The organism is Gelidibacter salicanalis (assembly GCF_016469035.1).
Classification (GTDB): domain Bacteria; phylum Bacteroidota; class Bacteroidia; order Flavobacteriales; family Flavobacteriaceae; genus Gelidibacter; species Gelidibacter salicanalis_A.
Map to the genome: position 1 here is coordinate 1 of NZ_JAEHJZ010000012.1, position 25,728 is coordinate 25,728.

A 25,728-nucleotide genomic window follows, 5' to 3' on the forward strand; every position below is an offset into this window, starting at 1 on the left:
TAACATTTCCTGTATTGGTTACTAAGTAAGAATACGTGATTACCTGACCGGCTACGGTTACTTCGGTAGTGGTCGAACTTTTGACCACGGTCATCAATGGATTTTGGGCAATGGTTGTAGTTGCAGAATCCGTTGTTGGACCTGGAACCTGAGTAGTTTCAACACTTGCTGTATTCACTAAGGGAGTACCTGCATTGATATCTGCCTGAGTTGCATCATACGTCGCAGAGTATATCCAAGTTTCGCCTACATTCAACACACCTGGATCTACTGTATCACCACTATCTAAAGTCGCTACGCCTGCCAGATCATCACTCAATAGTACATTTGTAATGTTCACATCTCCGGTATTATCTACCGTAATAGCATAGGTCAATGTGCCTGGTGCTGATATGTTTTCTAGGTCTACAACCTTATCAACTGTTAAGCTAGGTATTAAGGAAACCTCATTAACAAATTTAATATTCCATGCTTCGCCATTTGCAATGGTAACTGTTGCCTTACTTGCAGCTATATCTCCCGAGAAAATATCAGCTGGCGTTGTATCTTCTGCACCATTTTCAGTTCCTGTAACACCTGTTACCATCCATCCGGAGGTGGAGTTTTCAGTAAAAGTATAGGTGCCTTCAGCGAGACCGAAAAATAATTTTTGATTAGATAAAGTTGGGTCTGTATCATCATCAAGTACAAAGTTTCCTAATAGATTACTTGTAAAAGAGAAGTCTTGAGCAGAATTTGGAACAGCATCCTTTACAATTGTAATTTTACCTTGCTGAACAACAGCACTTGGACTAATGTTAAGATTTGATTGATCACCTGAAGCTGTTGGCGTTAAATCGACCAGCATCTGTGGCGAACTTCCTGGAAAGTTATTGGCACCTTTATTCAAACCGTAGTCCGACTCGGCACCAAGATGGCCACCCCATGCAATAGCGACATTAACAAATTCACCCGCTGTCGCATCTCCATCATTGGGGGTGAATCGGACTTCAATGTATTTTCGAGTTTGGTTCGCGTTGACCGGTGTCTCAACATAACGATCAGATGCTGTTCCTGATACAAACGTTAAGGTGCTTGCATCGATATTGTATAAATGAAATAAACCACCTACGGCCTGTGCTTGAACTGCGGGTAATAGTTGAGGGTCATTAGGAATCGGCGTAGTAGTGATATTTCCGCCTGTAAAAAAATCAGAGAAAGGTCCAGTAGCAGCAGTTTCTGTATCATTCCAGGTAGTTAGATAGTCGATAAAAAATGTTGTTGGACTTGTTGTACCGCCGGCAAAATCCCATTCGATACGAACAATATAAAATACACCTTCCTTTAATTGGGGCGCTGGATTTCCAGTTTTGATCGTCCAACGGAAGGGAATTGACTCGTCTTCAGCATAAATTGAGTTAGCTTGTTGTATTGTAGTACCATCATTCCATGTGTTAGCTGTAGGTCCTCGTTTACGCCAAGCCCAAAGTGACTGAGCTCCATCTGTAAAATATGCATAAGCAACATTACCTGAGGTTTGTCCTGTAGCGGTCAATGTAAAACTTGAACCATAATCATGCTGCTCAAAGTCGTATACGGCAAAATCCGTGAAACTACCATTGGCATCTGCAGTAATATTAGTCACTACATCTGGGTGATATACGGGTTCTTCATGTATATTAATAACAATATTTTCACCTGCCAACCAACCTGATCCGGTCGCATAGGCTGTCTCTCCTGGCAAATAATCTAATTTGTCGGTAGTCACCGTTTGGGCTAACAAACTTAACGAGGCTAAGAAAAAAGTAAAGAATAAAATAGATTTTTTAAGTAAAAGGGTCCGGATACCGAATGTTGGTGAGTTGAAGTGTTTCATTGGTTATATGGCTATATAATTAATTAACATTACACCAAAACATAATCCTATAAAAGAAATAGTAAATAAGGAAGTGTAGAGAAGAGGCTCTCACTAAAATTTTGCCTTAACCGATAAACAATTGGAATAAAATATCTAATAAATATTGAATTAAAATAGTTTGTTCAACACTCGTGGTTTTTCTGATTAATTAAGTAGATTTAGAAGTACTTAATTGTTATAGAAAGATAAATTAATAAAAATGAATATTGTATGTGTTTGATTAATAGCGAGTTCAAGATACAAGTAATTTTATTTTTTAACAAATATTTTATATTATTTATTAATTTAAATTGTATATCCGTAAACATCCCTAAAATAAAAACTATTTCGAATATTTACTTGTGAATATATTTTCTTTTGGAGTTCATTTTACAGATGAAGATACTTGTCGGTTACATTTTAAGTCTGAGCGTGATAAGATTGGTGTTATTTGCAATCGTTGTCAAGGCACAGACCACTATTGGTTGCAAAGCAAACGCAGTTATGAGTGCAAATCCTGCAGGTCCAGACAGTCTTTGCGAAGTGGCACTATTATGGAAAGTTCCAAGCTGTCATTTTTGATTTGGTATAAGACAATGTTTCTTTTAAGCACGACCAAGAAAGGTTTTTCGTCCAAAGAAATACAACGGCAATTAGGCTTAAAACGTTATGAGCCTGTATGGGCAATGGTTCACAAATTACGCAAGGCCATGGGAGAGCGAGATGACAGATATACTCTAGAGGGCATGATAGAAATGGACGAAGGTTACTTTGCCATAGAAGCTTCAGGGCTAGTACATAAGGCACAAAAAGCAGGTCGGGGCAGTAAGACAAAATAAAATGTTATGGCAGAAAGCACCGTACTTGAGGATATAGAAACAGGAAAAGTAGACAGACAATGTCGCTATTTTAAAGCTAAAGTGTTGGATGACCATAAGGCTGAGGGAACAGACCAAACCTTTGAAAACGCCATTGACGAAGACCAAAACATTGTATTTACTGATAAAAGTACTTCCTATATCAATATCGCTGATTATGTGGAGATACACATCAGTGAAAAATCAAACGAGCAAACCACTAAAGAAACTTTAAAATGGGTACATATAGCTAAGTAGTGGCTAAAATATAATGTCGTATTTCCTGCCAAAGTTATTCAATACTTCCGATACGTGTTCTTTGAGGTTTTTAAATCCAAAATTTGCTTCAAAAGGCAAACATCGATATTTCATTCTTCGCCAAAGTATTTCAATAAGATTTAGCTCTGGCGAATATGGAGGAAGAAAGTAGATCAACAGATCGTTTTCTTCCCATTCTTTAATTTTTGCCATAAATTTTTTAGACTTATGTATTGGTGAATCATCGAGTATTACCACTGTCCTTTTTACTATTTGTTTATTGAATCTGTCCATAAAACTGATAATCTTATCTGAATTGAATGTTGTTTCATCCACTTCGAAAAACAAATGGTTTTTACGGCCCATCAATCCCACAACGTTTAAAAATTTTCCTTTGGCAGCAGGTAACAATACCGGATTTGACTTTGTTTGCCAGGCGTATGGAACATTTGGCGTAAGTCCAAAATGGCTTTCATCACCATAATAAAGATCTATATATCCATTGTTTTCCAATTCTTTGAGACTTTCTATTTGTTGCCGTTTAAATTCAAAGTCCATTTGGTTGCGCTTGCTTTTTAGAGATAGCCGGGCTCTTTTCCAGCTATAGCCCAGTATCTTTTAAAAAATTCTGCAAAGTCTTTTTGCAGATGATAATATTGTGTTCCTCTTCTAGATGGGCCAACACATTTTTCAAGTTACGGCTGTGCCCGTCCAATTGCTCGGAAACCACTGTTTCAAGTCCCTTCAATTTTGTTTTGACTCCCCTGCCGGGCTGAATCGAAAGAGATTCAATACCACATTTTTCCCAGCCGCTAAACCATCGCTCGATGGTTCTTCTGTCAACATCAAAAATGCCGGATAAATCAGTAATCGTACGTTTTCGATAGGACAGAAGCATACAATGACTACGTTTTCGAACGGTATTGTCAGGACTGTTTCTGTGAAGCTTTTCGAGCGCTTCAATCTCATTTGGTTTTAGTTTTATATATCTCATTACGAGATAAAAATAGCTGTTTTACTGCACAAAACCTACAAAGTACGACATTATATTTTTCATGTTACTTAAGTTTTTATAAACGTCACTTCCTTTTATGCTCTCAATAGCTACTTCATCATGAAATAGTTAATAAAGTCCATCTGGCGAAACGTTTTTATCACGTGCAGCAAGGTCTTCTTTTATAATTTCGACCATTGCACCTCCTGTAGCCGGCATTTTATAATATTTGGAGTCTAAGTTATTTTCTTTAATATTAGGTGTCTTTATTTCTAAAAAGATGGTCGAACCTTCTTTGTCGAGTCCCTTAACACTAACGCGTTGCACGTTCCATAATAATTCGGGGGGTCATTGTTTGTTGCGCATGCACTGTGCTATCACTTACTATTAAGCTCATAATTAGGAGTGCCTTTTTCATAATTGATTGTTTAGAATTGGAAATGTGATTGCTAAAGAAAACCTGTATTTCATATCTTAAGAAATGTGATGATCATAAAGATGCTAAATTTATAAAATTCCTTTGAGTTGGGGGTAGAGCCAAGGCTTATTACGGAGAACGATGTTCTTTAATGGTAGATTGAACCGTTATATCAAAAATGGGCTTAAGAAATAGAAATTTAAGAGCTGCGTCAATGAGATTTAACAAGGTGATAGAGAAGTGAGTGAAGGTTTTTATTCAAATTAATCGATTTCAACACCATCTGTGGTAAAAGAAAATGATTTATTACCCAATCCGCCAACCATAACCGCTTGAAAAATCGGGTTAAGTTTTTCGTTGCCATACCATTCGATAATAAAATTGGCGCCAGAACCACCAGTATTGTCGTCTTGATCGACCACGTATTCAATAGTTTCAAAGGTGTTTAGAAAAATGGAAGAGTTTATATATTTTCGGACCAACTTTCCTTCGGTATTGTAATAATCGAGCCGACTAATGAAAAGGGTATCGGTTTCGCTGGTGTTGTGAATGCTCAAAGTGGAGGTCAGTAAAGTTCTTTCGTTGCGTGTGCGTTGGTAGATATCAGAATAGACAGGCACATAGACCTTTTTTGTCTTTATGTCAACCTCATTTATAAGCGTATCGTTTAGATGATGTTCTGTGGAAATCGTTTCTTTTTTCTCATAAGGAGTTTTTTGGTCACAGCTCACACTTGTTAGGGCTAACAAATAAATTAAAACAAAGGAATATTTCATAGGGCTGAGATTTTAAAAGCGATGATATATACACCTTTCTAACAAATATAATAAAGATTTAAACAGAATTTTAAAAATAGAAACGTGGTTTATAAATGTGTGAACACAAATCAGCGGAAATCAAATAGTGAAACGCACGTGTTTTGATAAGTTATATTTCTAATAACTAGTATGTTGTATTCTAAAATAATTCCTATATTTAATTAATATTAACATATTTTTCAGTTAATAAAGTCTAAAACTTGAGGTGGTATTGCTAATTCAACAACTTAATTAGGTGGCTATGAAATTTAAAACTGCAGGATTCTTAACATATCTTTTGCTATTCTTTGGACAAGTAGGGTTTGTCAAGAATAAAACGGTGGCGAATACTAATGGCGTGCCTAAAGTCGATCCCAAAGAAGATTCATTATGGTAAGGAATAGATAATAACTTCGGCATTTTCAGAGCTTATATATTCCGGAGTTAGTTAGCGTCGGATTGAGAAGTGAAGAGTGTTTTGTTCACAAAAAAGAGGAGATTCTGATTTTCAATTCTATGGAAGTGTTGCGCTTGTGTTGCCAATTATCTGCAATATTTTCTTTTCTTTTCTTAAGATGTCCATAGATTACAAGAAATGTAAATCCATGATTAAATATTGGTTTTGAATTCCAAATTTTCCCAAATTCAAGGTGGAAGTGTTGGGTGTCAAATGGCATATAATTCCATTAATAACAGGAAACTTCATCGTTGTATTAGTTAAATAATTGTGAATAAATAATCTTTTTTCATAATTATTTATGATATAGACCTTTGGAGTGCGCCATAATTTTAATTACATTTAATGAGATTTCATAAATTTTTAACACATTAATGTATGAAAAACAAAATTATTCTTCTAGTGATTTTAGTCTTGTTTCAGGTTTCGGCAATATTTGCGCAGCAAAGGAATATAACCGGGCAAGTGACCAGTGCCGAAGATGATATGACCCTACCCGGGGTAAATGTTATTGTTAAAGGTACAAACCAAGGTACAGTGACAGACATGGATGGAAATTATACGCTCTCTGTTCCTCAAGGTGCCACGTTGGTATTTTCTTTTATTGGATTTGGAAATCGGGAGGTGAAGGTAACAGACCAATTGGTGATTAATGTAACTCTGATAGAAGACCTTGAGGATCTGGATGAAGTAGTAGTAACATCTTTTGGAATCGAAAGGGAAACAAAAGCTTTAGGTTATGCTGTTCAGGAAATAAATGCTGAAGACATTTCCAGGACAAAACAGCAAAATGTTGTAAGTGCATTGCAGGGGCAGGCAGCAGGGGTTCAAGTCACCAATTCAGGTGGTGCACCCGGGCAAAGTGCAAGGATAATAATTAGAGGTGTCAATTCCTTAGATCCCAATGCAGACAATCAACCGTTATTTGTTATTGATGGGGTACCCATAGATAATTCTACTATTGAATCTGGAGGTACTCCTCGTGGCCTCTCAAATAGGGCGGCAGATCTTAACCCAAACGATATTGAATCCATGAACATCCTTAAAGGGGCCGCGGCTACTGCACTTTACGGAGTCCGGGCTGCAAACGGTGCTGTTATAATTACCACAAAAAAAGGTAAAGAAGGTGTTGTGCGAGTAAATGTGAGTAGCAGTGTGGGATTTGAAAAAGTGAATCAATATCCAAAATTTCAGGAAGTATACGGCCAGGGTTTTGGTGGCGTTTATGATCCAGATTCCTTTTGGCCAAACTGGGGGCCTTCCATGGATGACATAAGGCAAATTGATCCAAATGCGCAATTCTATGATATCTGGAGAGATGCTATGAGGACCGGAACACAGTATGACAATTCCTTCAATATTTCAGGAGGTAATAAAAACGCCAATTTTTATACGTCCATCAGTAACCTTGATCAGGAAGGAATTATTCCCTTTAGTAACTGGGGAAGAACATCGGCAAGGCTCAACGGAGAATTAAGGTTAAACGAAAGATTTATTGTTGCCGCAAATATATCCTATGTTGTATCTGGAGGAAACAGGGTTCCGCATGACAGGTTTATGGAGAGACTGGTTTATAATACTCCAAACGCCGATATTAATGACTATATAAATGAAGACGGAACCATGAAAAGCAGGGGAGGTAATACCAACCCTATTTACGATGCACGTTTTAGCACTTTTAAGGATGAAGTAAACAGGATTACAGGAAATCTAAGATTTACCTACAATGTGTCAGACTGGATGAATTTGAACTACCTTATAGGTACAGATTACTACAGTGATTCGCGTACATCTATTACTCCCGGCCCATTGGGGATTGAAGGGGAACAGCCTTTATCTTCTACGGGCTTTATTACTGAAACCCGGATTAATAGTAGGGATTTAAATTCCAACCTGTTTGTTACAATAAATAAGGATTGGAATGAAAAATTAAATACCACACTTCGTTTGGGTAATGATGTTTTTGAGAGAGACTCTGAAAGAGTAGATGCCACAGGTACAGATTTTGTGATTCCTCAGTTTTATGATTTAAGCTATGCAAGTCAAATTTCGAATTCTCAGGATAAGCGGAAAAAAAGATTGGTGGGTGTTTACGGGGATCTTACCGTAGACTATGCTGATATGTTGTTTTTAAATGTCACGGCCAGAAATGACTGGACCTCTACCTTGCCAATAGGAAATAATTCATTTTTCTATCCCTCAGTTAATTTGGGATTTGTATTTACCGAAGCTTTTAAATCCCCAGATTTTTTCACTTTTGGAAAAATACGGGCTTCCTATGCTGAAGTAGGGAAAGACACCGATCCCTATTTAATAGGTCAAACCTATACTTCGCCAGATATCTATCCTTTAGGAGGACAAGTAGGATTTACAAGGTTCGGTCAATTTGGAGATCTGAATTTAAAACCCGAGCGGACCACTGCGATTGAATTGGGAACAGATTTAAGGTTCTTTGAAAACAGATTGGGACTGGATGTAACGTGGTACAAATCTAACAGTAAGGATCAAATTATCCCCGTGCCGGTTTCCAATACTACTGGTTTCACTACGTTCATCACAAATGCCGGAGAAATAGAAAATAGTGGGGTGGAAATGATTTTACGGGCAACTCCTATTAAGAATGAAGATTTCCGATGGGATTTAACTTTCAACGCTTCCTATAATAAAAATGAAATAGTTTCCATAAGGGAAGGTATTGAGCAAATTGAATTGGGAAATCAATTTGGTTATTCAGGAAGTAGGGCTTATATGATACTTACTGAGGGGGAGGCTTATGGTAATTTGTACGGTACAAGTTACCAACGGTTCGGAGCATCTGAAGACGGGACACATTTAAATGAAGATCTTCCAATAGTGATTGGCGCAGATGGTTTTCCAGTAAGAAATACAGATTTATTGATTTTAGGAAATTCTACCCCAAAATGGATAGGTGGTATGAGTAACAATTTTAGATATAAGGCTTTTGATTTTTCTTTTTTAATAGATTTTAGGGCAGGAGTTGATCAATACAATCAATATGATATGTTTTTTGCAGCTTTTGGTATTTCAGAGAGAACGTTGGATAGAAATGAAACCCGGGTATTTGAAGGGGTATTGGCAGATGGAACTCCAAATACTAAGGAAGTTTGGCTGGGACAGGGAACAGGGCCTGATGGCCAGAACTATGGCGCAGGTTTTTACAGGAATACATACCGAAGGCTCACTGAAAATTTTATCCAGGATGCTGCATTCATAAAGTTGCGAAACATAACTTTGGGATACAACTTTCAGGATAATATTTTAGGTGTCGTAGAGTTTGTGAAATCAGCAAGACTATCTGTTGCTGCAAACAATATCATCCTGTACACTCCATGGGATGGCTTTGACCCGGAATCCTTTAGTGCTGGTGCCGGTGGAAATGCTACGGGCTTTTCAGGCTTAGGCTACCCTGGTGTTCAAAGTGTATTTTTTACTTTTACGGTTGGTTTCTAAAAAAAAATCATTATGAAAAAATCAAACGGGCATACGCTACAAACACCAATAAACCTGTCTACCGACCGAGAGGTATATGTAAATTACTCCCGATAGCTATCGGGTGACCATCAAATAACAATAAATATCTACATATGAAAAATATAAATTTCATTTATAAATGTTCATTAATTATAGGAGTTATGCTTCTTGCGTCTTCCTGTGATGATTATTTAGACATCAACGATAATCCAAATAATCCCACCCAGGCTCCTCTGGCCGGATTAATGACCAATTCGACTTTTGAAACCGCACAAAATGTGTTTAGGTTAGGGGATATAACTTCCAATTATGTACAATACTTGGCATCTCCTAACCCAGCTAGCTCATCAGATACTATGGAGGAGTCCAGTTTTGATAACTTGTGGGAAAATCTTTATGGCGTAATGACAGATCTTAATGATATGATCTTAAAGGCAGAAGAGACCGGGGCAAATCATTATCAGGGCGCAGGCCAAATCCTTTTGGCGCTCAATCTTGCTATGACTGTAGATTCCTTTGGAAATGTTCCATTCAGTCAATCATTTAATTTTGAAACAATTACACCAGCATATGATGAGGATAATGGACTTTATACAGAAGTGTTGTCCCTACTAGACCAGGGAATTGTAAATCTTTCTCAAGAGACGGTTTTACCTGTGGACGATGATGATTTTATTTATGGAGGGGATGCAGAGCGTTGGGTGAAATTTGCATATATGCTTAAAGCGAGATATCTCAACCATTTAAGTGGAACCGGATCTTATGATCCCGCGGCTGTTTTAACAGCCATTGATATGGGTTTTGATGGTAATGCTGATGATGCACAAGTGGAATATTTTGATGAGGAAAGAAACCCATGGGCAAATGTCGCCATTCGTAATGAGAATCTTTTTCTTGGTGGTTGGATATCTCAGCAATTTATAGAGGCAACCAATGGTACTTTTGGGACTGCAGATCCGAGGTTGTTTTTATTGGTAGGAGCAACAGATGATGGGCAGTATGTTGGCGTCGTAAATGGAGCTGGTCGTGGAAGTGCGCCAGAAGCAGGAGCAAGATCTACATTGATACCTGACCAGTTTTATACAACGGAAACAGGACCCGTATTGATCGCCACTTATTTTGAGCAAAAATTCATAGAGGCTGAAGCAGCCTTCAATATAAACAAATCACGATCTTATCAGGCTTACATTGATGGGATTATGGCTCATATGAGAAAAGTTGGAGTGCCTGAAGGAGAGATTCAGACCTATCTCAATAGTCCGGAAGTTGGGATGGGCGAAGCAGCTTTTACCATGGACGATATTTTTGAGGAAAAATATATAGCAATGTTTTTAAATCCTGAAGCTTGGGTAGATGCAAGAAGATATGATTATAAATATGAAGGTTTTGATCTTCCCGAAAATCTTAATCCCGATCTTAATGGTCAGTTTATAAGAAGATTTGCCTATCCAGATTCAGAAAGAAGTAGAAATGGACAAAATGTTCCTGATGTTTCTTTACTGGACAGAATTTTCTGGGATGAATAGAAGCAGAAATTTTTCACTAAATCTCCCGAAATTTTCGGGAGATGTTAATTATGGAAAATTTGAAAAAGAGTCTAATATTCATTGGGTGCCTCTTTATCATTTTCTTTGGCACATCCCGGGATAAAGTATGCTCAATTTCGGGAATGTCCATGTTTTTAACTAAAAACGTAACCAGCTTAGCTTACAATTCATGGATGCCGATGACCCTATCATAGACGTAAAAAGCCTAACAAATCTTACAGGTTCATTAGGCTTTTATTGGTCGGGTGGTAGAATGCTTTATTGAATTTTAATTCGCTCATAGTCAGCCACGTATCTTGCTTATTTAACGCATTGCACCGCTTTGCTATTTATCCGGTAAATAGGCGTAAATGGCATTAACTTTTTACTTGTTTAAAAATAGATAAATAAAATCAGATTTCAAAGTGTGTCACCTGAATCCTCTGGATATTTCTTGGTAATAACTGATTATCTATTTTTTCGTTTAATTGATTTTTTATCTAAAAAGTTAGATCTACCCGAACTCCATTCTTCCAATAGCAGGGTCTATAGTTGACAGGTTTATGGCCAACAGCACCCGAAACATATACATCTCCGCCCTCAACGAATATACCATAAGCCTGAGCATCATCTTCCAGCTCAACAAGCTCCTGATTCTTCCAGTAGCAGGCAGTATGTCCTGTGCTATTTGAATTACTCTTATTGATTAAACCTACAGCATAAACATCTGTTCCAGATTTTGTTATCTGCCAAACCTCTCCATACCTCTTATCTAGGACTACAGGTTCGAAATTCTTCCAATACATTGGGAAGGATACCAGCCCCCCAACATAGAATTCATTTTGATTATGAACGTACAAATTAGTCGTGCCTTGAAAGGAGTTGACTTGTGGAGGCAGTGGTAATTCGTTGAAAGTGGAGTCTTCTTTCCAGATAAAAGGGGTTTCTCGAGATAAAGAATTTCCAGCTTCTGTAGGTTCAATAGTCCCAAAATATCCAATATAATAGGGTTTATCGTCAAAAAATGTTAAAGCTGAAATTGTCCCCAAGGAAACGGTATCCAACTTCTTTATTACGTCATTTTTATAAAAGAAAACTCTTCCGTCCTCAGATAGACTTCCTTGATCAAATTGGTGTTTTTGAAGTTCACCCTGTTCATCTTTATAAGCATAAACAGTTCTATATTTATCATCAACCGCTTCTCGATAAAGCGTTCTGTTATTCACTAAATTCTCAAAATCTGTTTGATTCACAACTTCTGAATCAACCCAATATTGAGTATTTAACTGACCGTCCCGAGCTGCAAAGCCCGAAATCAATAATTTCCCTTCATTGATGAAAATTGAATATGCACTTGCTAAAGGTTGGTTGTTTTCTAAGGGATCAATATTATCACTTTGACAACCTGTTAAGAGCAATGCTATTATAAGCAAAAAGCAAGCGGAGGGTTGACATGTTATTTCTTTTAAGTGTCTAATTTTTTTCATCTGTTTCAGAGTTTGTTTTATTTTTAGATGTATTCTGCTTAAAAAGGTTGCATCAAATTTGTTGTACGACTGCACAAAATTTAACACAAATATATTACAATTTTCTCAATAGTGGGAATATTGTGATGTGTCTTTGCTCTGAGTTCAATCCTCTATAAGTGAATCAGAAACAATCTATTTACATAAAAATGTATAAGTTTGATATAATAGATATGAGATTAATGGCAAAAAAAAGGTACCAAGGAGAAATTAATGATAAGGAGAGATCAAAACAGAAACTTATTAACGCAGTTGGTATAGTGCTGAAATCTGAAGGATATACGGGATTAACAGCAACCAATATCGCAAAAGTAGCTGGTCTAAGCCGTCGCCTCATTACGATTTATTTTGATTCTGTTGATGATTTAGTGGAAACCTACGTCAGGAATAAGGACTATTGGAGTGCTGCTTCTGGAAATGCTGATAAGATAATTGTAGAAAATAAAGGTCGGGACACCAGAAAAGTCATTGATTATCTTTTGCAAAATCAACTTGAGTATTTTTACAATAACCCTGAAATGCAAAAAATAATTTTATGGGAAATCAGTAAAAAAACCAAGGTCATGTATGAAGTATGTAATGATAGAGAGCGCCTTGGCTCTAAAGTTTTTGAGTTAGTTGATCGAGAGTTGGAGGGCAAAAATATTGATGTAAGGGCTGTATCAGCGTTATTGGTCGCTGGAATCTATTATATGGTATTGCATGCCAAATCTACTGATACGCTATTTTGTGAGATTGACATCAATCAACCTGAAGGAATGAAAAGAATTAAAAATGCAATAAGCTTAATATTAGAAAAAATATATGACAATTAAAATGGAAAAGCTCTTCATATTGTTAAAGCTCTTTATGAATTAGGATAATTTTGAAATAAAGCAGAATAACTTATTTTACATATCTTCAATGAGCCTACAAAGTGCTTTATGGTCTTCTATCTTAATGCGTTTACCATCAGTACTTATCCAACCTTCTTTTTTAAAGGTTGCCAAAGTGCGTATACAGGCTTCTTTGGCCGTACCCACCACGTTTGCTATGTCTTCACGTGTAAGAGTCATTGCAATGTAACCATCATTATCGGTACCAAAATTTTTATCAAGGTAGCATAATGTTTCTGCAATACGCTGTTTTACAGTCTTCTGTGCAATATTTACAATAACATCATTCGCAAACTTTAAATCATTTGCAATATGCAAAAGAACGGCTTTAGTAAATTCAATGTTGTGGCTAATATTATCTACTAATTCGTTTTTTAGAATGTAACACACTTCCATATCATTGAGTGCTACTGCACTTAAATTAGTCTTCTCTCCTGTAATTACAGAGCGTTGTCCTAACACTTCTCCTCTTCCAGCTATTTTTACAATTTGATTTTTCCCATTTTCACTCATTTTAGATAATCTTGAAACGCCATTTCTCACACAAAAAACGCCATTTAAGCGTTCTCCCTCTTGAAAGAGCGCATCGCCCTTCTTTATCTTTTTTGTAACCTTACTGTCTGATATTTTTTTCAATTCCTCTCTGGTCAGTACTTTGAGAGAATTAAGCTGCCTTACAATACAATTTTCGCACCTACCGTCGTGATGATTTTCCATTCCTGTCTATTTAACCTTATAAAGGTAACTGAACTAAAATCCATTACAAAAGATTCTCGCTATAAACGATTTTATATGCTGTATTGTAATTTCAGCTTGGAGTCAAACTCTTTTCTATAAAGTGACTTTTTCTATGCTTTATGAATTCGAAAAATATTTATACTTACACATTTATCTAGAAAATAATAGTCTCTTTCCTTCGGCTTTAAGGCTAGGGTAAGAGCTAGCTTAAATGTCTCTTACTATTGAAAACATTCATTATAATTCTTAATCAATTGTGATGGGTGTTCTTTTTAAATTAATATGTTGATTTTCATTACGCGTGGATGAAAGCAATACTATTTTTCACAGAATCTTGGATAAAAAATTCAAATTATCTGCTATCCTCAAAAAAATAAATATCTTGCATCTTATGGGAATATTCGACTTTAGAGATCCAAACAAAAGAAAGAAAAAGACAAGCACTATTATTATAAAGTGTGATCTTAAAGAAATACGTATCAATAATTCATCTATTAGTTTTCCTACAAACTATAATGTCCTAAAAACCATATTTGGTGATGCCACACGTATTGAATCTATTAAACAAACAAAAAACAAAGTGTATCTATGGGATGATCTAGGCATTTATTGCTCTAGCCCAGACCCAGAAAAGATGTTGATGTTATTATTAGTAGAAGATAATAGATACGGTCTAGGACACCAGCCCAAAAAAAACTTCACGGGTACTGTCCAAATCGACGGTGAATATATTGAGAACACCATAGAAAAAGTAGGTATTGACAGACCCTATATGATACGGTCTATAATCAAAGAAAATAAACAAGTGGCAATAGCCCTTGGTTGGAATCCTGGAGTTTAAACTATAACATGTCTTATTGCTACAGCTCCCAAATCCTAATGGGGATAGGTCATAATATTATTTTTATATAGGTGACTAAAGTCATCTTTGTTGCTAATTAGATGTGTAATCTTTGTGCTTGGATATTTAAATATCATTTATTATGGTTAACCAAAAAATTTCAAGTTTACTGTTTTTTCTATTTATTTTTACGGCAATTAATCTCACAGCGCAAACTCTTGATATAGATGCAGATGTAAGAGCCCGTTTTGAATACCGTCATGGATATAACAACCTCTTCCCTGATAATGCAGAACCAGCTGCTTTTGTAAACCAACGTACACGGCTAAATATTGGGTACAAAGCTGAAAAGCTTCAACTTTTTATTGCCGTTCAAGATGTAAGTACTTGGGGAGATACACGCCAGATACTTGCTGTTGATGGTAATGATTCTTTTTCATTATTCCAAGCTTGGGCACAATTGCACCTTAATGAAAACTGGTCCACAAAATTAGGGAGACAAGTTATTTCTTATGATGATGAGCGCATTTTTGGTGGTTTGGACTGGGCCATGCAAGGGCGTTTTCACGATGCGGCGATATTAAAATATAAAAAAGATAGTTTTATGGTTGATATAGGAGGTGCCTTTAGTCAAGAACAACCAAGAAATGAAGGCAATACATTTAATATCCAGGGCTTTTTTACCTATAAATCAATGCAGTATGCCTATTTAAAGAAAACTTGGGAAAAGAGTTCTGCAAGTTTTCTTTTTTTAAACACGGGCTTCCAGGATTTTACGGGAGATGCTAATGATGTTGCAAATGGTGTATCGTATCGGCAAACTGCAGGCACTTACTTTAAACTCCCAATACAGAATGTAAACATAGCTGGTAGTGCTTACTATCAATTTGGCAAGGCAAATGCTACTACAGATCTGGCTGCATACCAAGCATCTTTAGAAGGAACCTATAAAACAGATAAGATATTATACGGACTGGGTCTTGAATTGCTAAGTGGTACGGACCAAGATGGGGATTCAAAAAACAAATCTTTCTTCCCATTATATGGAACAAACCATAAGTTTAATGGATTTATGGACTATTTCTATGCGGGCAATCACGCCAATAACGTTGGCCTTAATGATGTCTATGCGAAGGCCGTACTTACCACTGGTGAGAAATCAAACCTACTTATAAAAGGGCATTACTTTGTTGCAAATGCTGACTTGACCGGTGATGCCGATAAGTATTTAGGCACAGAAATAGACCTAGTGTATACACAAACACTCATGCCTTTTGTAAAACTGAACGTAGGATATTCTCATATGTTTGCTTCGGAAAGTATGAGTTTGGTAAAAGGGGGAAGACCTAACGATAATACAAATAACTGGGGTTGGGTACGGCTAATTATTAATCCCAATCTCCTTAAAACTGACCTAAGCAAATTAGTAAATTAAGAATAAAGAGGGACTATATTGATAAGATGAAGGTGCTATCTAAACGATTGCACCTTTTCTTATCCTCCTATAGCAATCATACTGCGGTTATTATGTGAATTTGGATCTTTGAATTTTTCAAGGGTATCCATTCCATTACGTGTTTTTTTCTTTGCAAGCACTACTTTTTCAATTACAGCTACTATGGATTTTCCTTCACGAAGTGGTGTGAGTATATCTGACTCTGTTGTTGAGAATAAACAATTTTTAAGTTGCCCATTCGCTGTTAACCGTATTCTATTACAACTATCGCAAAAAGGATTCGTTACAGAACTAATGACTGCAAATGTGCCTTTATATCCTTTAATCTGATAGTTTTTAGCGGTATCGTTAGGCATATCATTGAGCCTTATAAAACTTTTTAAATCGTAATGTGCATAGACTTGTTTAAGTATTTCTTCAAGAGAAACAAGTTTTTCCATATTCCATTTATTACCATCAAATGGCATAAATTCAATAAATCTAATTTGTAATGGCTGTTCTTTTGTTAATTCTATAAAGTCAATGATTTCGTTTTCATTAAAGCCTTTCATCAAGACACAATTTACCTTTACTTCAAAACCTTCCTTTACCAATAACTGGATATTGTTGTACACCTTTTTGAAATAATCTCTACGTGTGATAAAGGTATTCTTGTCGGTATCTAATGAGTCCAAACTCACGTTAATTTTATGAATCCCACATTTCTTAAATTGTTCTATAAACCTATCCACAATCACTCCATTGGTAGTGATTGCCAGTTCTACGGGAAGTGAAGCCAGTTTTTCCATTATCAAGGCAGCGTCCTTTCGCACAAGTGGCTCACCACCTGTAAGCCGAATTTTGGTAACTCCATTAGCTGCGAATTCTTTTGCGATCGTATAGATTTCCTCATAGGTCATAATATGGGATTTTGGTGAAAGCGGAATACCATCTGCAGGCATACAATAGGTGCAACGCAAATTGCAACGCTCTGTAAGTGAGATGCGCAAATAGGTATGTTCTCTGCCAAAAGTATCTTTAAGTATGCTTCTTTGATTCTCCATATTAATCGTGTCTTGCGCCTTTTAAAATTCTAAAAACGTGTAAAAGCGAAGGAAAAATAGCATCCATGGACTCACGTGCGCCGTTGGTAGATCCTGGTAATGCCAAAACCAAGGTGTTCTTTATCGTTCCAGCTAAACTTCTAGAAAGCATTGCATAGGGCATACGGTCTTGCCCATACTTGCGGATTGCTTCCTCTATCCCAGGTATTGTACGGTCTAAAAGTGGTTTTAAGGCTTCTGGCGTAACATCACGCTGCGATAGGCCTGTTCCTCCTGTATAAATAATTAAATCTGCTCCGTTTGCCTGATAATGCTTTGCTTTCTCTTGAATAATGTCCTTTTCATCCGGAATGATGATGTAATCTTTAATAGTTACCTCACACTCCTCCAACTTTGCTATAATGGCTTTACCTGCCTTATCTTCTTTTTTGCCTTCAGAAATAGAATCTGAACACACAATAACAACCGCACTTAAATCACGTCTAAACTTATCTTTAAAACTCGATTTACCTCCTGTTTTTTCTAGCAGTTTGATATGATGTAATTCTATTCCTTTATCTATTGGTTTCAGCATATCATACATATTAAGTGCAACAACGCTTGCACCGTGCATCGCTTCTACCTCAACGCCCGTTTTGTAAATCGTCTTTACGGTAACCAACACTTTTATCTCCAACCCATCAATCTTATATTCAATACCTGTATACTCAATGGGTAGCGGATGACAATCTGGAAGTAGATCAGGTGTTTTTTTAACCCCTAAAAGTCCAGCAGCCTTACTCATCGCAAAAACATCGCCTTTAGGTACTGTTTTATTCTGAATGGCGTCAATAGTTTCTTGACTACTTACTTTTACAATGGCCTGTGCTATTGCCGTTCTTAACGTATTGCTTTTATGCGTGATATCTACCATTTTTTATGTTGATTTGTTGACTTGTTGAACCAAATTTTTCATCGTTAGGAAATTTAAGAGTAACTGAATAAATACTTTTGACTAATTCCTTAGAATCAATCCAAACAGTTAATTTTTCAAATGGAAAATATATAAGACATTTTTTATTGTTGATTTATTTATGATTGAAACGATTACGCAATTGACCATTTACACGATTACACAATTTTAAGAATTTACTTTCCATTGATGTGATTGGTCTTCAAATATCTCTTTTCCAAAAACGGGTGCTTCTTTTTTAATAGCTTCTACAACATATTCCAGTGCCTTAAATACATCTTTTCGTCGTGGTGAAGACACAAATACGAACAGGCAAATTTCACCTGTTTTTACTGTTCCTAAACTGTGATAGATATGCATACAGGTCAAGTTGAATTTTTCAAAGGTAGTTTCTCGTATGTCGTGAAACTTCTTATTTGCCATTTCTTCATAGGCAGTGTACTCAATGGCAGCAACTGCTTTTCCGTCTATTTCATCGGCACGCACCTGGCCTAAAAAAATGTTATGTGCACCAATTCCTGTTTTTGATTGATGCTTTGCAATGGATGCTCCAATAAATTCAGAAGATATTGGCCCTTGTTTGAATACATTTTTATAGGTTGTTTTCATAGCTTAAGTTGTTTTTGATAACGCTTTCGTGAAAGCGGAAACCCCATCTTTCAAACTCCAGCAGTTAGTAATGTTTTGTTCTTTTAATATAGCAACCGCCTGTGCGCTGCGTATTCCAGATTTACAGAAAATGATAATTTTCTTTTTCCTTGAGATGAGTTCTAATCTTTTAGTCAATTGCGGCAAAGGGATCTCCAAAATATCTTCCCGTTCTATCCGTGGCATTTCTGATAGCCCTCTCACATCTATGAATTGAATATCATCTTCGGAAATAATCGATTCGATCCCTATTTCAAAAGCATTATTAGAACAGAAAGTAGTTTCTTCAATATTTTCAAAATTTAAACCACGTTGCTTTACCATTGCAATTGTTGGTTCCTCTCTGTTAATTCCAATAGTCATTGATTGATTCGTCAAGGTATTGAAGCAGTACAATTTTCCAGAAAGCGGCGTCCCTATACCCAATATAATTTTAAGAACCTCATTTGCCTGCATAGTGCCAATAATGCCTGGCAATACACCTAAAACCCCAATTTCTGAACAATTAGGCACTGAACCCTTTTGAGGTGGAGTGGGGAATAGGCAGCGATAACTAGGTCCTCCCTTATAATTAAATACTGTAACTTGCCCTTCAAATTTAAAAATAGCCCCATACACCAATGGCTTATCTAGGATAATGGCCGCATCATTGATAAGGTAGCGGGTGGAAAAATTATCAGTCCCATCTACGATAATGTCGTAATCTTTAAAAATCTCTATAACATTTTCTGAAACCAATTTTTCTGGATAGGTTTCGATAGTAATGGTAGGGTTAAGTTGTTGTAATCTTTCTTTAGCCGCAATGACTTTTTTTTGTCCAATAGAAGCGGTGTTATATAAAACTTGACGTTGTAAGTTAGACTCGTCTACCGTATCATAATCTACAACACCTATTTTCCCAATACCAGCAGCCACAAGGTATTGCAGTACAGGACACCCAAGTCCACCAGCACCTATTACAAGAACCTTTGCGGCACTTATCTTGTCTTGACCCGCTTGCCCAATTTCATCTAAAACAATATGTCTACTATATCTACTCACTCTATTTTATTTAATGATCAACCTCCAGCAAAGGGTGGTAAAATTGCTATTTCTTGCCCTGTAAGCATTGTTTCTTCTGAAACTAACTCTTGGTTTTGAGCTATTCTGAAATCTTTCTGTTGAAGCCCTGGGTGTTTTTTAAATAAGAATTCCTTTAAACCTGAAACAGGAGTAACCGAAAGCTCTAAAATTTCTGATGAGCATCCTGTCACCTCAGCAAGCATTCCAAAATATTTGATTTCAATATGCATCTTATATCTGCTTTAATTCTGTTGGACTATTAATGTTCTTCACTTGATTTGCTTCGAATTCATTTAACGATAAAAACTGAACCTGATTTAGTTTTTTTATTAACTGCATCATTCTTCGTTCATCTTGTTGTAATAATTCAAGGCACATTACTTCACATTTTTTGGTGTATATCGCTACTAGTGGCATCAGTTTATCATTTACTTTACAAACCACCGCATCATTTTCTTTGTTATATGACAGTAGTAATGCCCGTAATAGTTCCGAAGTAATTAGCGGCACATCGCAACTCAGCACCACATTTAATTCGGTTTTGCTTGCGCTTAAGCCGCTGTACAAACCAGCTAATGGCCCTGCTTCTGGTAATATATCTTTAATCCGTTTGTAGCCAAGAGTATCATACTGTGGATGATCGCTCACAATGAGAATGTCTTTTGCCAATGGTTTCAGGGCATCAATAATATGATTGACAAAAGGTTTTCCTTCCCAAAGAATGAATCCTTTATCCATACCCATTCGAGAGCTTTTTCCTCCGGCAAGTATAATTCCTGTTATGTTGACTGTTTCTAGCATTACAAAAATATCAATTTTATAGATGCTGCAATTAGCACTATTGTTAGGATATAGCGAACACTTTCGTTGCTCATCTTCTTGCTTCCATAGTAACTCCCTAAAAGACCGCCAAAAACCGCAAGAGCAACCATTAAAATGGACTGACTATTTAAAACAACCCCATTATTGAATTGACCTGCCAGACCAGCAGCAGAATTAACCCAAATAAACAGTGCCGATACGGCTGCGGCTTCTTTCATTTTGCCCCAATGCAGCAACAAGATTACTGGGCTTAAAATAATTCCTCCTCCTATTCCAATAAGGCCAGAAAAGAAACCAATTATCCCACCTACAACTAAACCTTGCCAAATTTTAACCTCTCGTATCACTTCACTTTCCCTGCCAAAAACATTCAGCATTTTCAGTACGGCAAAAATCAATAATACGCCCAGTATGATTTTATAAATTCCAGTTTCTACATCTATACTACCTCCCAAATAGGCCATTGGGATAGAGGTAATTGCAAAGCATAAAAAGAGTTTTCTGTTGAAATAACCCTCTTTATAGTAAAAATAAAAAGCGGTTCCTGCTACGAATAAATTTAACAGCAAAGCTGTTGGCTTCATCGTTTCTGGGGCCATAGAAAACAAGGACATTAAAGCGAGGTACCCACTTGCGCCACCGTGTCCTACGCCTGCATATAAAAAAGCAATTACGGGCAACAAACAGAGAAAAACCCAGAAATATGGTACATCTGAAATCATATACTATCCAATACTTTAAGTTGTTGGTCTAAAAATGCCCAACAATTTTTATTAATAGTTTCAAAAGCTGCAATGAGCCTCTTGCCATATGGTGTAATAATCGTGCCTCCTCCGTTTGTTCCACCAACAGTTTTGGTCACTACCGCTTCTTTTGCAGATTTGTTTACCGCATCAACCAGCGTCCAAGCTTTTTTATAAGACATTCCAATGGATTTTGCAGCCTTAGATAAAGAACCTTTTGCTTCTATCGCTTTGAGTAATTCTACCCTGCCTTCACCCACCAAAACATTATCTCCTTCTTCGATCCAAATTCTACTTTTAATTTTATAATCGCTCATCATTAAAAATTTATTTAGAGGGTAACAGTATTGTTTTAACTTTCTGTCCTTTTCTTATTTGCATGCAATCTTCTGGAAGGAATACAAGTGCATTTGCATCTCCAAAAGCTCTAACCATAGCAGAACTCTGCCCATCTAAAATTTCAACACCAGCTCCGTGCATTCTTGCTTTTAAAAATTGAGCACGATCTCCTTTTGCGGTATAATCTGTTAACAAAGGCAAGGAAATACTTAGAAGCTGTGTATTTAAAGCTCCTTCACTCTTTTTTAAAAGCGGATACACATAGATATAAAAACAGCTTAGCGCCGCAGCAGGATTTCCGGGCAATCCAAATATGGAAACGGTATCCTTTTTTCCGAAAAACAAGGGTTTCCCTGGCTTTTGTTTCACTTTGTAGAAAACCTCTTCAACTTCTATATCATTTAGCGCTTTCCCAACAAAATCATAATCACCCACAGAAATACCACCTGATATAATAACTACATCGTGATTTCCTATGGTTTCCTTCAAGGTCTTTTTAGTACTATCGTAATCATCCTTAACAGCTATAACCGAGGTCTTTTTATAGCCCAACTCGTTTAATACGGCGGTGAGCATCGCTCCATTAGATTCATATATTTCACCAAAGGACAAAACATTTCCAGGAGCCTTAAGTTCGTTTCCGGTAACCACAATAGCAATAGATGGCTTATCATAAATAGCAACTTTTGTTACACCTAAGCCAGCCAGAAATCCAATATGTGCTCCTTTAATAGCAGTCCCTTTGGTTAAAGCAATATCGCCTACTTTAATTTGCTCTCCTATGGGTCTAATATTCATCTCCATCGCCAAAGGCATTTGTGTGATAATCTTGCTTCCTTGAACCTGTACCTTCTCTTGCATTATTACTGCATTTGCCGTGTCAGGTACTGGAGCGCCAGTAAATATCCTTACAGCCTCACCGATATTTAGCATTGGATTATTATTGTCGCCCGCTTTTATTTCACCTATTACATTATAATTTATGGCACCACTAATCTGCAATGCATAACCATCCATAGCAGATTGTCTAAAAGGAGGCATATCTATTTTGGAAACAACATCTTCTGCAAGAACGAAATCCAGAGAATCTTTGAGATCCACTTCTAATATTTTAGAAGAAACCGAACTATGTTTTAACACTAGATCTTGTGCTGTCTTTACATCTATCATAAATAAATTGGTGTTTTAAGAGCTGCATATAACTCACGATAGCCAAAATCTCTCATTTGTTTCTCTGTCAAAGTCAAATTCTTCTCCATTTAAATTATTTTATGAATATACAAAAACGTTATTTCCAGTCAAATATAGCGCTTCTTTTTTTACCCATTTGATGACTTTTGTCATCTTTTTTTAAGTGGTGTTTTCGGATTTTTGTTAAATTGTTAATGAATTAGTCAATACTAACTCGCCATACTAATAAAAAGAACGATTTAAAATGCCAATTAAAAGCTACTTAGCCCACGCTATAAAAGGAAAGAAAGAAGAATTAATGAAAGCTTTGGTAAGCTTGGATCAATGTGAAGTTGTTCCGGCAGAGAATCAAGATATTTTGGCATTAGTGACCGATACACCTAACGAAAAGGAAGAGGAAATACTAAAAGAAAAAATTGAGGCCATAAGCAGCCTAAAATTATTGTCTTTGGTTTCTGGTTTTAACACACCTCAAAATTAATATGTCTATGTACAAATCTGTAACGAATAGAAGAAGTTTTATTAAGAAAATGGCGATGCTATCTGCAATGACAGCTGCGGCATCTATGTTTCCAGGAATTCTGTTTGCAAGCGAGCAAGAAAAAGGAATTCCTAAAGACGCAAACTTAGATTGGAAAAAAGGTCCTTGCAGATTCTGTGGTGTGGGATGTGGCATACTCGTAGGCACAGAAAATGGAAAAGCAGTTGCTGTTAAGGGAGATCCAAACTGTTCAGTAAACAAAGGATTATTGTGTGTAAAAGGATACCATCAAATTATGTGCATACAATCCAAAGACAGGCTTACACACGCTCTAGTTAAGAAAAATGGCAGGTATGTTCAAACCCCTCTAGATGAGGCTTTGGATATTGTTGCTAATAAGATGAAAGAAACTATAGCAAAGCATGGTAAAGATTCTGTTGCAATGTATACCTCCGGACAATCTACAATTCCAGAAGGCTATGTAGCATCTAAACTTATGAAAGGTGCCATTGGCACAAATAACCTGGATTGTAATGCACGCCTTTGTATGGCAAGTGCGGTTACAGGGTTTTTAACCTCATTTGGTGCAGATGAACCTATGGGCTGTTATGAGGATATTGACTACGCCGATTATTTTATTACTTGGGGGAACAATATGGCAGAAATGCATCCTGTACTGTTCTCAAGAATGTTAGAACAAAAATCAAGACGGGGTGCTAAAATTATAGATTTTGCTACAAGGACTACCCGTTCAAGTACTGCCTCTGACAGATCCATCTTATTTGAACCCCAAACGGATTTAGCGGTGGCAAATGCCATTTGCTATGAGATTATAAAGAATGGATGGGTAAATAAATCCTTTGTTGAGAAGCATTGCAATTTTAGTAAAGGGCTCACAAATATCGGATATGGTTTAGAGGACAAGTTTAACTTTACTGATAAGCCGGAGAAAATAGATTTTGAAGCCTACAAAGAGTTTCTAAAAGATTACAGTCCTGAGAAAGTTTCTAAATATTCTAAGGTATCGGTAAAAGACATTAAATATCTAGCTTCCATTTATGGAAACCCAAATAAAAAAGTAGTCTCTTACTGGTGTATGGGAATGAACCAGCATACCCGCGGAACCTGGATAAATAATCTTGTATATAATATTCACCTACTCACAGGTAAAATATCGCAGCCAGGAAATGGTCCGTTTTCATTAACAGGTCAACCTTCTGCTTGTGGTACGGCTCGTGAGGTAGGAACTTTTACGCACAAACTACCGCACGGCGTTGTAATGAATAAGAAAGACAGGGAAATGGCTGCTAAAATTTGGAAAGTTCCTGTGGAAAGAATTCCGTCTAAACCTACCTATCACGCTACAGAAATGTTTAGGGCAGTAGATAGAGGGGATATTAAATTTATTTGGACACAAGTAACAAACCCATTGGTATCATTACCTAAAACAGGTCGTTACCGCCCAGCCATGGAAAAAAAATCCTGTTTCGTTGTTGTTTCAGATGTTTTTCCAACCCCTACTTCGGATGTTGCAGATGTTATTCTCCCAGCCTCCTGGCATATTGAGAAGGGCGGTCTATATGGTAACTCTGAACGTAGAACCCAACATTGGGACAAAATGGTTGAAGGCCCGGGAGAAACTACTCCCGATGCGTGGATGACTATTGAGGTAGCAAAACGTATGGGGTATGGTGATTTATTCCCTTATAGCAAAGAAAATCACGTAGAGGAAATATACAACGAATACAAACAATTCCACGAAGGCGCAAAACACGGTATGGCACCACTAGAAGTTCTTAAAAAAGAGTCTGGGGTAATCTGGCCTTATGTAAATGGCAAGTCCACACAGTGGCGCTTTAATGCTAAATATGATCCTGCTTGTTCTAATGGTGAAGACTTTCATTTTTATGGAAAACCAGATGGTAAAGCTGTCATTTGGCAACGCCCTTTTGAAGAGGCTCCAGAAAAACCAGATAAAGAATATCCATTCTGGTTAAATACGGGACGTGTTGTAGAACACTGGCATACGGGATCTATGACTCGCAGAATACCCATATTACATCAGGCAATGCCAAATGCCTATGTTGAGTTTCATCCAGATGACGCAAAGTCTTTAGGAATAAGAAATGGAGAAAATATTAAAGTAACCTCCCGCCGTGGTTCCTGTATTTTACCTGCATCCATCAACGAAAGAGGTTTACCTACCAAAGGACAGGTGTTTGTTCCTTTCTTCGATGAGAATATGCTCATCAATGATGTGACCCTGGATGCTTTCTGTCCTATTTCTAAAGAACCAGACTATAAAAAGTGTGCCGTAAAAGTTGAAAGAGTATAAG

General features: G+C 36.8%; 24 protein-coding genes and 1 pseudogene. 9 read left to right on the forward strand and 16 right to left on the reverse strand.

Annotated features, from left to right (window positions below):
• On the reverse strand, positions 1 to 1,855 hold a 1,855-nt coding region (locus JEM65_RS06985), incomplete at its 3' end, for a DUF11 domain-containing protein (RefSeq protein ID WP_233530555.1).
• Positions 1,856 to 2,238: 383 nt separating this feature from the next.
• Between JEM65_RS06985 and JEM65_RS06990 the strand changes: the two are divergent.
• Positions 2,239 to 2,982, forward strand: a pseudogene (locus tag JEM65_RS06990) (IS1595 family transposase); the annotation flags it as partial.
• Positions 2,983 to 2,994: 12 nt separating this feature from the next.
• Here the strand turns inward: JEM65_RS06990 and JEM65_RS06995 are convergent.
• The 4 genes from JEM65_RS06995 to JEM65_RS07010 form a co-directional block, all read right to left on the reverse strand.
• A complete protein-coding gene (locus tag JEM65_RS06995) occupies positions 2,995 to 3,549 on the reverse strand; it encodes an IS630 family transposase (protein ID WP_233530556.1) in 555 nt (184 codons plus the stop codon).
• A 43-nt stretch (positions 3,550 to 3,592) separates the two neighbouring features.
• Complete coding sequence (locus JEM65_RS07000; protein WP_199598235.1) at positions 3,593 to 3,985, reverse strand: helix-turn-helix domain-containing protein; 393 nt, start codon at positions 3,983 to 3,985, stop codon at positions 3,593 to 3,595.
• A gap of 129 nt (positions 3,986 to 4,114) precedes the next feature.
• Positions 4,115 to 4,312, reverse strand: coding sequence for a hypothetical protein (locus tag JEM65_RS07005; protein WP_199598236.1), 198 nt, complete (start codon positions 4,310 to 4,312; stop codon positions 4,115 to 4,117).
• 354 nt (positions 4,313 to 4,666) lie between these two features.
• Positions 4,667 to 5,179, reverse strand: a complete 513-nt coding sequence (locus JEM65_RS07010) for a DUF3124 domain-containing protein (RefSeq protein ID WP_199598237.1) — start codon at positions 5,177 to 5,179, stop codon at positions 4,667 to 4,669.
• Positions 5,180 to 5,462: 283 nt separating this feature from the next.
• Here JEM65_RS07010 and JEM65_RS22835 point away from each other — a divergent pair, with 283 nt between their 5' ends.
• The 3 genes from JEM65_RS22835 (at position 5,463) to JEM65_RS07020 (ending at position 10,675) form a co-directional block, all read left to right on the forward strand.
• Positions 5,463 to 5,597: a hypothetical protein gene (locus JEM65_RS22835; RefSeq protein WP_262895231.1), complete on the forward strand. Its 135-nt coding sequence runs from the start codon at positions 5,463 to 5,465 to the stop codon at positions 5,595 to 5,597.
• Positions 5,598 to 6,035: 438 nt separating this feature from the next.
• Positions 6,036 to 9,128 (forward strand): SusC/RagA family TonB-linked outer membrane protein, encoded by a 3,093-nt coding sequence (locus tag JEM65_RS07015; RefSeq protein WP_199598238.1) that lies wholly within the window; start codon positions 6,036 to 6,038, stop codon positions 9,126 to 9,128.
• Between the two features lie 134 nt (positions 9,129 to 9,262).
• Positions 9,263 to 10,675, forward strand: coding sequence for a SusD/RagB family nutrient-binding outer membrane lipoprotein (locus JEM65_RS07020; RefSeq protein WP_233530557.1), 1,413 nt, complete (start codon positions 9,263 to 9,265; stop codon positions 10,673 to 10,675).
• 500 nt (positions 10,676 to 11,175) lie between these two features.
• Here the strand turns inward: JEM65_RS07020 and JEM65_RS07025 are convergent, their stop codons facing one another.
• Positions 11,176 to 12,162: a hypothetical protein gene (locus tag JEM65_RS07025; protein ID WP_199598239.1), complete on the reverse strand. Its 987-nt coding sequence runs from the start codon at positions 12,160 to 12,162 to the stop codon at positions 11,176 to 11,178.
• 158 nt (positions 12,163 to 12,320) lie between these two features.
• Between JEM65_RS07025 and JEM65_RS07030 the strand changes: the two genes are divergently transcribed.
• Positions 12,321 to 13,016, forward strand: a complete 696-nt coding sequence (locus JEM65_RS07030; protein WP_307810547.1) for a TetR/AcrR family transcriptional regulator — start codon at positions 12,321 to 12,323, stop codon at positions 13,014 to 13,016.
• A gap of 75 nt (positions 13,017 to 13,091) precedes the next feature.
• On the opposite strand, the gene JEM65_RS07035 is transcribed toward JEM65_RS07030, so the two are convergent.
• Complete coding sequence (locus tag JEM65_RS07035; RefSeq protein ID WP_199598240.1) at positions 13,092 to 13,793, reverse strand: Crp/Fnr family transcriptional regulator; 702 nt, start codon at positions 13,791 to 13,793, stop codon at positions 13,092 to 13,094.
• Positions 13,794 to 14,205: 412 nt separating this feature from the next.
• Here JEM65_RS07035 and JEM65_RS07040 point away from each other — a divergent pair, with 412 nt between their 5' ends.
• Both JEM65_RS07040 and JEM65_RS07045 read left to right on the forward strand, forming a co-directional pair.
• Positions 14,206 to 14,655, forward strand: a complete 450-nt coding sequence (locus JEM65_RS07040) for a DUF7738 domain-containing protein (protein ID WP_199598241.1) — start codon at positions 14,206 to 14,208, stop codon at positions 14,653 to 14,655.
• Positions 14,656 to 14,797: 142 nt separating this feature from the next.
• Positions 14,798 to 16,090, forward strand: coding sequence for an alginate export family protein (locus JEM65_RS07045; protein ID WP_199598242.1), 1,293 nt, complete (start codon positions 14,798 to 14,800; stop codon positions 16,088 to 16,090).
• Between the two features lie 59 nt (positions 16,091 to 16,149).
• Here JEM65_RS07045 and moaA read toward each other — a convergent pair whose 3' ends face one another.
• The 9 genes from moaA to JEM65_RS07095 form a co-directional block, all read right to left on the reverse strand.
• Positions 16,150 to 17,154: a GTP 3',8-cyclase MoaA gene (gene moaA, locus JEM65_RS07050; protein WP_199598243.1), complete on the reverse strand. Its 1,005-nt coding sequence runs from the start codon at positions 17,152 to 17,154 to the stop codon at positions 16,150 to 16,152.
• Between the two features lies 1 nt (position 17,155).
• Entirely contained in the window at positions 17,156 to 18,067 is a 912-nt protein-coding gene (gene moaCB, locus JEM65_RS07055; RefSeq protein WP_199598244.1) for a bifunctional molybdenum cofactor biosynthesis protein MoaC/MoaB, read from the reverse strand.
• A 207-nt stretch (positions 18,068 to 18,274) separates the two neighbouring features.
• Positions 18,275 to 18,715, reverse strand: a complete 441-nt coding sequence (locus tag JEM65_RS07065) for a molybdenum cofactor biosynthesis protein MoaE (protein WP_199598245.1) — start codon at positions 18,713 to 18,715, stop codon at positions 18,275 to 18,277.
• A 3-nt stretch (positions 18,716 to 18,718) separates the two neighbouring features.
• The gene (gene moeB, locus JEM65_RS22990; protein ID WP_199598246.1) at positions 18,719 to 19,795 is read right to left on the reverse strand and encodes a HesA/MoeB/ThiF family protein; all 1,077 of its coding nucleotides are present in this window, start codon (positions 19,793 to 19,795) and stop codon (positions 18,719 to 18,721) included.
• Between the two features lie 17 nt (positions 19,796 to 19,812).
• A complete protein-coding gene (locus JEM65_RS07075) occupies positions 19,813 to 20,046 on the reverse strand; it encodes a MoaD/ThiS family protein (RefSeq protein ID WP_199598247.1) in 234 nt (77 codons plus the stop codon).
• A gap of 1 nt (position 20,047) precedes the next feature.
• Positions 20,048 to 20,617, reverse strand: a complete 570-nt coding sequence (locus tag JEM65_RS07080) for a molybdenum cofactor guanylyltransferase (protein ID WP_199598248.1) — start codon at positions 20,615 to 20,617, stop codon at positions 20,048 to 20,050.
• Positions 20,617 to 21,360, reverse strand: coding sequence for a sulfite exporter TauE/SafE family protein (locus JEM65_RS07085; protein ID WP_199598249.1), 744 nt, complete (start codon positions 21,358 to 21,360; stop codon positions 20,617 to 20,619). The genes JEM65_RS07080 and JEM65_RS07085 overlap by 1 nt, the downstream gene beginning before the upstream one ends.
• Positions 21,357 to 21,701 (reverse strand): winged helix-turn-helix domain-containing protein, encoded by a 345-nt coding sequence (locus JEM65_RS07090; RefSeq protein WP_233530558.1) that lies wholly within the window; start codon positions 21,699 to 21,701, stop codon positions 21,357 to 21,359. Before JEM65_RS07090 ends, JEM65_RS07085 begins: the two co-directional genes overlap by 4 nt.
• Before the next feature lie 7 nt (positions 21,702 to 21,708).
• A complete protein-coding gene (locus JEM65_RS07095; protein ID WP_199598250.1) occupies positions 21,709 to 22,890 on the reverse strand; it encodes a molybdopterin molybdotransferase MoeA in 1,182 nt (393 codons plus the stop codon).
• Positions 22,891 to 23,155: 265 nt separating this feature from the next.
• Between JEM65_RS07095 and JEM65_RS07100 the strand changes: the two genes are divergently transcribed.
• Both JEM65_RS07100 and JEM65_RS07105 read left to right on the forward strand, forming a co-directional pair.
• A complete protein-coding gene (locus JEM65_RS07100; RefSeq protein ID WP_199598251.1) occupies positions 23,156 to 23,392 on the forward strand; it encodes a hypothetical protein in 237 nt (78 codons plus the stop codon).
• 7 nt (positions 23,393 to 23,399) lie between these two features.
• Complete coding sequence (locus tag JEM65_RS07105) at positions 23,400 to 25,727, forward strand: molybdopterin-dependent oxidoreductase (protein WP_199598252.1); 2,328 nt, start codon at positions 23,400 to 23,402, stop codon at positions 25,725 to 25,727.
• Position 25,728: the final 1 nt, after the last annotated feature.